Consider the following 8,769-nt stretch of genomic DNA (forward strand, 5'->3'; position numbering starts at 1 on the left):
GCCCCATGAAGTTCACCGACGGCTACTGGCTGCTGCGCGAGGGCGTGACCATGCTGCGTCCCGCCGAGGTCCACGACCACGAGGTGCTCGGCGCCGAGCTGCGCGTCCACGCCCCCGTGAAGCGCATCGTCACCCGCGGCGACACCCTGAACACCCCCGTGATCGAGGTGTCCTTCACCGCGCCGCGGGAGGACGTCATCGCGGTGCGCATCCGGCACTTCGCCGGCACTCCCGCGCCGCTGCCCCGCTTCGCGCTCGAGACGGCGAGCACTGTCGTCGACCCGGAGATCACGCACGACGAGGAGGCGGGCACCGTCACCTACCGCTCCGGGCGGCTCGCCGCGCGCGTGGCCCTCACCGGCCCCTGGCACGTGGAGTACCTGTGGGACGGCGAGCTCCTGACCAGCTCGACCGCGCGCTCGATCGGCTTCGCGCAGGTCGAGGGTGCGGGCCCGCACGTGCTCGAGCAGCTGTCCCTCGACGTGGGCGAGCAGATCTACGGCCTCGGCGAGCGCTTCGGCGCCTTCGTGAAGAACGGCCAGAGCGTGGACATCTGGAACGCCGACGGCGGCACCAACTCCGAGCAGGCGTACAAGAACGTCCCCTTCTTCCTCTCCTCCCGCGGCTACGGCGTGCTCGTGGACGACGCCGGTCCGGTCTCTTTCGAGGTCGGCTCCGAGAACGTCGCGGCGACGCAGTTCTCGGTGCCCGGCGAGGAGCTGCGCTACGAGGTCTACGGCGGCGGCAACCCGCTCGCGGTGATCGACCGGTACACGGCCCGCAGCGGACGCCCGCCGCAGCTGCCGGAATGGAGCTTCGGCCTGTGGCTGTCGACCTCCTTCACCACGCAGTACGACGAGGAGACGGTGCTCTCCTTCGTGGACGGCATGGCCGAGCGGGGCATCCCGCTGAGCGTCTTCCACTTCGACTGCTTCTGGATGCGCGGCTTCCACTGGTCGGACTTCACCTGGGATCCGACCACCTTCCCCGACCCCCGCGGGCTGATCGCCAAGCTGCACGAGCGGGGCCTGAAGGTGTGCGTGTGGATCAACCCGTACATCGCCCAGCGCTCGCATCTCTTCGCGGAGGGCGCCGAGCTCGGCCACCTGGTGCGCCGCACCGACGGCGCCGTCTGGCAGACCGATCTGTGGCAGGCCGGAATGGGCCTGGTGGACTTCAGCAGCCCCGCCGCGCGGGAGTGGTTCGCGGAGAAGCTCGACGCGCTGATCGACGACGGCGTGGACTCCTTCAAGACCGACTTCGGGGAGCGGATCCCGACGGAGGGCGTGGTGTGGGCCGACGGCTCCGATCCCCTGCGCATGCACAACCACTACGCGCAGCAGTACAACCAGGTGGTCTTCGACCTGCTGCGGGAGCGGCGCGGGGAGGGCGAGGCCGTGGTCTTCGCCCGCTCCGCCACCGCGGGCGGGCAGCGGTTCCCGATCCATTGGGGCGGCGACTGCGAGTCGACCTACGTCGCGATGGCGCAGTCGCTGCGCGGCGGGCTGTCGCTGGTCTCTTCGGGCTTCGGCTACTGGTCCCACGACATCGGCGGTTTCGAGGGCACCCCCGATCCGACGCTGTTCATGCGCTGGGTCGCCTTCGGCCTGCTCAGCTCGCACTCACGGCTGCACGGCTCGAGCTCCTACCGGGTGCCGTGGCAGTTCGGCGAGGAGGCGGTCACCGTGATGCGCGAGTTCGTGGAGCTGAAGAGCCGCCTCATGCCGTACCTGCTGGACGCGGCGGCGGTCACCACCGCCACCGGCGCCCCGGTGATGCGGCCGATGGTCATGCAGTTCCCGGAGGATCCGGCCTGCCGCACCCTCGACACCCAGTACATGCTCGGCGAGGACCTGCTGGTCGCGCCGGTGTTCACCGCCTCCGGCGAGGTGGATGTGTACCTGCCGGCGGGCCGCTGGGTGCATCTGCTGGACGGCGAGGTCGTCGAGGTCGGCCAGGGCGAGGAGTCCGACGGGGGCCGCTTCCTGCGCCGCCGCTACGACGTGCACTCGCTGGGGCTGTTCGCCCGCGAGGGCTCCGCCCCGCTCGCGCTGCTCGCGGGCGACGGAGCGTCGGCCGCGGCCGATGCCGACGCGGGGTCCGGGCGATGACCCGCGGCGACTACGCGCCCGCGCAGGTCCTCTTCGGCGGCGACTGGAGCCCCGAGCAGTGGGACCCGGCGACCTGGGACGAGGACCTGGCGCTGATGCGCCGGGCGAAGGTGAACACGGTGACGCTCGGGGTGTTCTCCTGGTCGGCGCTCGAGCCGACCGAGGGCGCCTTCGTCACCGACTGGCTCGATGAGATCCTCGAGCGGATCACCGCCGCGGGGATCGGTTTCTTCCTCGCCACCCCCACCGCCTCGCCGCCGCCGTGGTTCACCCGCGTCCATCCCGACGCCCTGCCGGTGCGGCCCGACGGCACCCGTCTCACCCACGGCTCGCGGGACACCTATGCGATCAGCGCCCCCGCCTACCGGGAGGCCTCGCGGCGGATCGCCCGCCGCCTCGCCGAGCGCTACGGGGACCACCCGGGTCTGCGCGGCTGGCACCTGCACAACGAGTACGGCACCCTCGACCACGGCCCGCACGCCGAGCGCGCCTTCCAGGCCTGGCTCGCGCGCCGCTACGGCACGATCGACGCCCTGAACCGGGCCTGGACCACGGCCTTCTGGTCCCAGGGCTATGCCGACTTCGCGGAGATCACCCCGCCGCGCGCGACCCAGTACCTGCCCAATCCCGCCCAGGCGATCGACTTCCGCCGCTTCAGCTCCGACGAGATGCTCGCGGCGATGGTCGAGCAGCGCGAGGAGATCCGTGCCGTCGGCTCGACCGCCCCGGTGACCACCAACTTCATGCTCCCCACCTGGAACCATCTCGAGCAGTGGTCCTGGGCGGACGAGCAGGACGTGGTCTCCCTGGACCACTACCTCGACACCGTCGGCCCCGATGCGGAGGCGCACGTCGCCTACGGCTCGGACCTCGCCCGCTCCTGGTCGGGCGGGCCGTGGGTGCTCATGGAGCAGAACGCGCGGGGGATCCGCGTGGACGGCCGCACCGTCGCCAAGGGCGCGGACCGCATGATCCGCCACTGCCTCGGCTACATCGCCCGCGGCTCCCAGTCCTCGCTGTTCTTCCAGTGGCGGCAGAGCGCGGGCGGCTCCGAGCAGTGGCACGGGGCGCTCGTCCCCCACGCCGGCGGCGACACGCGGGGCTTCGCCGCGGTCGAGCGGCTCGGCGGGATCCTCGAGCGGCTCGCCGCGGTGACCGCGCTCCCGGCCGACGGCCCGCTGGTGCGCTCCGAGGTGGGCATCCTCTGGCACGCCGATGCCTGGTGGGCGCTCGAGACCCCGGACCTGCCCTCCTCCCACCTCTCCTACTCGGCGGAGGTCCGGGCGACCCACCGCTCCTTCTGGCGCGCCGGGATCCCCGTGGATTTCGTGCGCCCCCTCACGGACCTCTCCGCGCACCGCCTGCTGGTCCTCGCCGCCCAGTACCCGCTGAGCGACGCCCAGGTGACCTGGCTCGAGGAGTTCGTGGAGGGCGGCGGCGAGCTCGTCGTCACCTACCTCAGCGGTCTCGCCGACGAGCACCTGCGTATCGCGACCGGCGGCTATCCCGGCCGGCTGCGGGAACTGCTGGGCGTGCGCGGCGAGGAGCTGCTGCCGCTGCCCGCCGGGGAGCGGATCACCCTCTCCGACGGCTCCGAGGCCGAGGGCTGGACCGAGCTGCTCGAGACGACCGACGCCGAGGTGCTCGCCGCCTACACCCACGGGGAGCTCGCCTCCCTGCCCGCGATCACCCGCGCACGGCGCGGTGCGGGACGGGTCACCTATGTCTCCGCCGGCTGGACCCAGGAGGCGCGGGACCAGCGCCTGTCCGCCCTCGCCGCGGAGCTCGGCATCACCCCCACCCTGCCGGGCGCGGCGGAGCGGGGGCTCGAGGTGGTGCGCCGTCGGTCCGCCGGCGCGGACCACTTGTTCCTGCTCCACCACGGCGCGGCGCCGGTCACCGTGCGCGCCGACGGGCAGGATCTGCTCAGCGGCGACTCCGCGACCGGCGGCCTGCGCCTCGAGCCCGGCGAGAGCGCCGTGCTGAGCCTCGCCCCGGACGCCCCGATCACCCTGCTGGAGGACTGACATGGCCCTGTTCGACCTGCCGCTCGAGGAGCTGCGCCGCTATCGCCCGGAGCTGTCCGAGCCCGCGGACTTCGATGCCTTCTGGGCGGGCACCCTGGATCGCGCCCGCGAGTACGAGGTGCTCGAGGACGTGGTCGACGTGGAGACCGGCCTCGACCTGGTGGAGACCTTCGACGTCACCTTCCGCGGGCACGACGGCGCCCCGATCCGCGCCTGGTACCTGCGGCCCGCGGGCGCCGCGGCGAAGCTGCCCGTGGTGGTCGAGTACATCGGCTACGGCGGCGGCCGCGGCCTGCCGCTCGAGCACCTGCTGTGGCCCGCCGCCGGCTACGCGCACCTGGTGATGGACACTCGCGGCCAGGCCGGGGCCTGGGGCAACGGCGGCGACACCGTCGATCCGGGCGGCTCGGGCCCCGCGGCGCCCGGCTCGATGACCCGCGGCCTCGAGGACCCCTCCACCTCGTACCTGACCCGGCTGATGACCGACGCCGTCCGCGCCGTGGACGCCGCGCGGACGCTGCCGGGAGCCGACGGGCGCGTCGCCGTGACCGGCAACAGCCAGGGCGGCGGCCTCGCCCTCGCCGCGGGCGGACTGGTCCCGGACGTCGACGCGGTGATGGCGAACGTGCCCTTCCTGTGCCAGATCCGCCGCGCGATCGACATCACCGACAACGACCCGTACCGGGAGATCGTGCGCTACCTGGCCAGCAACCGCCATCAGCAGGCCGCGGTCGAGCGGACCCTCGGCTACGTCGACGCGGTGCACCTGGGCCGCCGCTCCCGCGCGCGGGCCCTGTTCTCGGCGGCGCTGCGGGACATGACCTGCCCGCCCTCGACCGTGTTCGCGGCCTTCAACCACTGGGGCGGGGCGAGCGGCACCGACCCCGAACGGGACATCGAGGTCTACCCGTGGAACGACCACGAGGGCGGCGCCGCGGTGCAGAATGCCCTGCAGCTGCGCTGGCTCACGGAGCGGATGCCGGTACGGGTGGGCTGACGCCTCGGGAGCCGCAGCCCTCTGCGTCGGTCGATCAGTACCCGGAGTAGAGCATCGCGAACCGGGCTGTGTACAGGTCGTCGCCGACGATGAGGAGCATGCTCGCGTCCTCGCTGACGAGCTGGTACCCCTCGGGAAGAGGCTCTCCGGGGGTCAGGGCCGTGATCCCGTCCTCCGGCACCTCGACGCCGGGCCCGCCCGAGACCACGTAGGTGCCGGTGCCCAACTCGTCGTTGCAGACGTACTTGGGATCCTCGCTCGCCCACGATGCGACGACCTCTCGGGTCGCCGGGGGAGCCGCAGCTCCGGAGTTGCACAGGTCGACGAGGTGATCGACACCGGTCAGTGCGTCCGGGTTGTGGCCGGCACCCCCGCCGGCGTCGGACGGCTCAACCTCGGCTGCCGATGCGGCAGACGGTGCCTCCGTCGACTCGCCCCCGTCGCCGGGCGGCGCCGGGGACGCGCACGCCGCACCCACGAGCAGAAGAGCAGCTGCACCACCGACTGTCCACGCACTGCGCATGCCATCCCCCGATCGTGCGCTTCCCAGGGTGATCCGCACAGCGACCGCCCCCCTTGATGCGCCGAGAGTATGACCGCTCGACGGAGATGTCGAGGCAGGCCTCGTGCTCGGAGATCATCGCTCAGCCGCGCCGTGCGAGGGCCAGCGCCGCGGCGCCGACCGCGCAGGGGTGGGGCTGCACCGTCGAGACCCGCAGTCGGGTGCCCGCGGGGAGGTGCGCGGTCATCGCCTCGAGGTAGAGCCGCGGCGCCATGGCCACGCTCGTTCCGGAGAGCACCACCTGGGCGACGCCGAGCGGCTCGATCAGCGCGCCGACGGCGTGAGCGATCCGCTCGGCGCCCGCGACCACCACGGCGCTCGCCTCGGCGTCGCCGTGGGCGGCGGCCTCGGTGAGCCGGGCGTGGGCGGTGATCACCCGTTCCTCGACGGCGTCGAGGTCGATGTGCTCCCCGAGCCCCGCGGCGAGCGCCCGCTCGACGTCGGCCGTGCAGCCCGCCTCCGGCACGGGCAGGATCCCGGGCGATTCACCCCAGGGCAGCAGGGGGCGGCCGTCGAGCAGCAGGGCTACGCCGACGGTGGGTCCGAGGTGGACGGTCAGGCACGGCTCGCCGCCGTCCTGCTCGCCCACCCAGTCGCTGCCGAGCCCCGCGCAGACCGCGGCCGTGCCCCGCACCACGGGATGGTCGGTGAGCTCCTCGACGTGCGCGGCCAGCTCCTCGATCCCCTCGGAGCGGGGGCGCAGGTCGGTCAGGCCCACGCCCTGGAAGGCGGCGCGCTCGGAGCGGTCGAAGGCCCCGAGCGCCGCGAGCGCGTCCTCGAGCCGCTCCCCGGTGCGCGCGGGGGACTCGCCGGCGACCAGGGGCATCATCACCCTCCCCCGCAGCGCCCCGCCGATCCCCATGGCGACCAGGGCGATCCGGTCGCTCTCGACCGTGCAGCCGATCGCCCAGCGGGAGGTGGTGGAGACCCGCAGCAGGGAGGCGGGCTTCCCGCCCGTGGAGCGCGCCCGGCCGCTCTCGACCACGAGCCCGTCGGCGAGCAGGCGCTTGACGGAGTTGGTGACGGTCGCCGGGGTCACCCCGAGCTCCCGGGCGATCGCGATGCGGGTGGTGTCGGGGACCCGACGGATCGCGTCGAGGATCGCGGCGTCGGTCGCGGCGCCGCTGCGAGCGGTGAGAGCGGGCACGGGGAGCCCCTGTCTGTCGCGGGTCGGTGGTGCGCTCTGATCGTGACGTCTTCGTGACGGGAGCGGAGGGGGTTTCGGTGTTGACGCGACGTGAAGATGGTCGCATACTCCAATCACTTCATTAACTTACTGAAGTTAGTCGCACCGCCGCGTCACCAGGAGAGCAACGATGCACCTCACCCGTCGGACCTTCGCCGCCGCCTCCCTCGCCACCATGCCGCTCACGCTCGCCGCGTGCTCCGGGCAGTCCAACCTCGACACCGGCACCGGGGAGGGCTCGGACCTCCCGATCGTGAACTGCTACAACGGCGCGGGCGCCGGGTTCACCAAGAACTTCAACCCCCACTCCCCGACCGTGCTGAGCATGGTCCAGGGCCTCATCTACGAGCCGCTCTTCTACTACAACCCGCTCGCCGCGATCGACGTGGACCCCGTCCCGCAGCTCGGCGAGAGCTTCGAGTGGAACGAGGACGGCACCGTCCTGACCGTGACCGTCCGCTCCGGGGCGACCTGGACCGACGGCACCGCCTTCACCGCGAACGACGTCGCCTTCACCTTCAACGCCATCAGGGACAACGCGACCCTGAACCCCGCGGGCGCGGCCCCGGGCGCCGAGGCGACCGACGACACCACCGTCGTGCTCACCTACCCGGCCCCCGCCTTCGTCGAGGGCCCCAACGCCCTCGGCCGCACCTGGATCATCCCCGAGCACCTGTGGACCGACGTCGAGGACCTCGCGACCTACACCAACGAGGAGCCGATCGGCACCGGCCCCTTCTCCCTCGGCGACTTCACCCCCGAGTCGTACCTGCTCAGCGCCAACACCTCCTACTGGGAGGAGGGCAAGCCCGCCATCGGCGGCGTGCGCGTGCAGTCCCTCTCCGGCAACCAGTCCGCGACCGACAAGTGGCTCGCCGGCGAGATCGACTACACCTCGACCTCCATGCCGAACCTCGACGAGCACGTCGCGAGCAATCCCGACCTCAGCTACACCAACTCCCCCACCTCGCAGTGCGCCCTGTTCGCCGCGAGCAACCCGGAGCTGGGCTGCGAGGGCCCGCAGACCGACCCCGCCGTGCGCCGCGCCCTCTACCTCGGCATGGACCGCGAGCAGCTCTCCGCGCTCGCCTTCTACGGCCTCGGCACCGACATCTCCCCCGCCTTCGGGCTGCCCGAGCGGGACGTGGACTTCATCGACCCCTCGATCGACGTCGCCCCCTGGAACGCGGACGTCGAGGGCGCCCGCGCCGCGCTCGAGGACGCCGGCTACGCGGAGGGCTCCGACGGCGTCTACGCGAAGGACGGGGTGCGGGTCTCGATGACCATCAGCTGCCCCACCGGCTGGTCCGACTTCGTGACCGCCCTCGACACCCTCGCAGAGCAGTACAAGGCCGTGGGCATCGAGCTGATCCCCCAGCAGGTCTCGGTCAACGAGTGGAACGACGCGAAGTCCACCGGGAAGTTCCAGCTGGTCATCGACTCGCTCGGCCAGGGCCCCGCCCCGGATCCGTACTACCTGTACCACACCTTCTTCTCCACCGAGACGACGGTGCCCGTGGGCGAGAACGGCAACCCGTACCAGAACTCGGCCCGCTTCTCCGACCCGGAGGTGGACGCCGCCCTCGCCGCCGCCGCCGGCACCGACGACCCCGAGGTGAAGAAGCAGCAGTACGCGATCATCCAGCAGATCATCGTCGAGAACATGCCCTACATCCCGGTGCTGATCGGCTCGAGCCTCACCGAGTACAACAACTCCCGCGTGACCGGCTGGCCCACGCAGGAGGACCTCTACTGCTACCCGATGTCCTGGTCCGCCCCGGACAACGCCCAGGTCCTCAAGACCGTCGTCCCCGTCTGACGGCCCCGGGGGGGAACGTGCGCCCCGCAGAAGAGCCACCCTACCCCCCCCCCCCTCGAAAAAAAAC

General features: G+C 72.3%; 6 protein-coding genes. 4 read left to right on the forward strand and 2 right to left on the reverse strand.

The window, feature by feature from the left end:
* The first annotated feature begins 5 nt into the window (after window positions 1-5).
* The 3 genes from yicI to V1260_RS05210 are packed head-to-tail and all read left to right on the forward strand — an operon-like array spanning window position 6 to window position 5,135.
* Window positions 6-2,111, forward strand: coding sequence for an alpha-xylosidase (yicI, locus tag V1260_RS05200; protein ID WP_329745742.1), 2,106 nt, complete (start codon window positions 6-8; stop codon window positions 2,109-2,111).
* Window positions 2,108-4,138, forward strand: coding sequence for a beta-galactosidase (locus tag V1260_RS05205; RefSeq protein WP_329745743.1), 2,031 nt, complete (start codon window positions 2,108-2,110; stop codon window positions 4,136-4,138). Before yicI ends, V1260_RS05205 begins: the two co-directional genes overlap by 4 nt.
* Before the next feature lies 1 nt (window position 4,139).
* Window positions 4,140-5,135, forward strand: a complete 996-nt coding sequence (locus V1260_RS05210; RefSeq protein WP_329745744.1) for an acetylxylan esterase — start codon at window positions 4,140-4,142, stop codon at window positions 5,133-5,135.
* A 34-nt stretch (window positions 5,136-5,169) separates the two neighbouring features.
* Here the strand turns inward: V1260_RS05210 and V1260_RS05215 are convergent, their stop codons facing one another.
* A complete protein-coding gene (locus V1260_RS05215) occupies window positions 5,170-5,697 on the reverse strand; it encodes a hypothetical protein (RefSeq protein WP_329745745.1) in 528 nt (175 codons plus the stop codon).
* A gap of 82 nt (window positions 5,698-5,779) precedes the next feature.
* Window positions 5,780-6,844 carry an ROK family transcriptional regulator gene (locus tag V1260_RS05220; RefSeq protein WP_329745746.1) on the reverse strand — a complete coding sequence of 355 codons (1,065 nt, stop codon included), beginning with the start codon at window positions 6,842-6,844 and terminating at the stop codon, window positions 5,780-5,782.
* Between the two features lie 169 nt (window positions 6,845-7,013).
* Here V1260_RS05220 and V1260_RS05225 point away from each other — a divergent pair, with 169 nt between their 5' ends.
* Window positions 7,014-8,702: an ABC transporter substrate-binding protein gene (locus tag V1260_RS05225; RefSeq protein ID WP_329745747.1), complete on the forward strand. Its 1,689-nt coding sequence runs from the start codon at window positions 7,014-7,016 to the stop codon at window positions 8,700-8,702.
* Window positions 8,703-8,769: the final 67 nt, after the last annotated feature.

The organism is Brachybacterium sp. J144, from assembly GCF_036321705.1.
In the GTDB taxonomy this organism is placed as follows: Bacteria; Actinomycetota; Actinomycetes; order Actinomycetales; family Dermabacteraceae; genus Brachybacterium.